Source organism: Bartonella saheliensis (genome assembly GCF_902162175.1).
In genome coordinates, this window is the sequence record NZ_LR607303.1 from 1 (window position 1) to 1579 (window position 1579).

Sequence of the window (1579 nt, forward strand, 5' to 3'; positions counted from 1 at the left end):
CCTATGAGTCGTCACGGTAAAGTATGATAGTTTTTTTAACTTCTTATTATCAGATTGCAAGAAAACAATTATAAAAGCGTTACAATTTTATCTCTTCTTATTAAAGAGCTCTGTATTTTATTTTTTATTTTTCCAAAATTTTATTGCTTTTAGAGCAAAGTTTTTTCACCATGAGATAAAGAAATAAGTATATCGATTAAATCTTTTTTCTTTTACTCTATAGAACAATGTGGATATGGTTTTCTGTATACAAGGAATAAAGCAGAGTTCATGTTTAAATATTGTTTTAAATTTAGCTATTACAGGCAAATTTTGGGGATAAGAATAATTAGCCCCTTCGTACTTTGTTTGTTAAAAAAATATTTTTGATAAAAAGCGCAGTGTGTGAGAGTAGCGTTTGTTTCATCGTGAGCTAAAAATTGTATTTTGCAGTTTTGCTATTCTCTTTAGATGAAAAAAGCCCCACTTCATCTCGTCAACATAATCGCAGAAAATTGTCGTTCATCATCTGGTTCATTTCGGAGTGTTGCACGCCGATAAGAGAAAAAACGCTGTTCATCTTGGTAGGTGCAAAGTTCTACACAAGAAGCACTAACCCCTGCTTCTTTGAGTTGATTGAGAATGAATGTCCACAGGTTAAAGTGAAAGTGATTAACTTTATCTGTTTTTAAAAAATATTTTTGAAATTTACGCTCGCAATCAATAAATTGCTGGTAAAATTCGTCTGTGACTTCGTAGTGGCAAGGACCAATACAAGGACCAAGGACTGCTGTTATTGATTGTCTTTTGGCGCCTTGTTCTTCCATAACGGTAATAGTTTTTTCTATAATTCCTTTTAAGCTTCCTTTCCAACCAGCATGAGCAGCAGCAATGACACCTGCTTGTGGATCAGCCAATAAAACGGGTCCACAATCTGCTGTAAGAATGCCGATGACGAGTCCTGGTGTAGTGGTAACAAGAGCATCTGCTTTGGGAACTTCGTCAGTAAAAGCTTGTTTCGCTACGACAACTTCAGAAGAGTGTATTTGATTGACAGCGATTAAATTTTGTACTTCAACATTAAAGTAATCGGCGATCAAAAGACAATTTTGTGCGATATGTGCAGGTTGATCATTGGAACTTTGTCCAACATGAAGGCTTGGAAAGAGGCTTTTTGAAATACCGCATTGACGTGTGAAAAAACCATGTTTTATCCCATGTATGTGTAAGGCAGAAAGCTCTTTTGCAAGGATAGGGGGTGAGATAGGTTTCATTAAACTTCCTCATAAAGATGGTTGTTTTCAAAGAGAGAATGGTGTGTGAAATGCGCGTATTTGTCAATATTTATGGGCATCAAAATCTGGGAGGCACAGGTATATTTTTATCACTCACATATAAGACTTTAAATAATTTTCCCATTTGATCTGGACCAGCTAATCGCTCGACATCTTGGCGAATTTTGTGTTGCAATGAAGCATTTTTATTCGATCCAAGCTGTTGTGCGCGTTCTAGAAGCCCCATTTTTAAGAGAAAGTCTCCTTGTTCTAAGATTTCAACAAAACAGCCTTGTTCAAGGGCGATATTCTTTAAAAAGGAAAAA

1 protein-coding gene and 1 pseudogene are annotated in these 1579 nt (G+C 35.7%); both read right to left on the bottom strand.

Annotated features, from left to right (window positions below):
• Window positions 1-467: 467 nt before the first annotated feature.
• Entirely contained in the window at window positions 468-1253 is a 786-nt protein-coding gene (gene pgeF / locus FS875_RS09845) for a peptidoglycan editing factor PgeF (RefSeq protein ID WP_144756249.1), read from the bottom strand.
• A gap of 79 nt (window positions 1254-1332) precedes the next feature.
• A pseudogene (locus FS875_RS09850) lies at window positions 1333-1579 on the bottom strand (class I SAM-dependent methyltransferase); the annotation flags it as partial.

Bases quoted from the DNA above. Each gene is read 5' to 3' on its own strand.
- pgeF (WP_144756249.1), bottom strand. From the start codon at position 1,253: ATGAAACCTATCTCACCCCCTATCCTTGCAAAAGAGCTTTCTGCCTTA.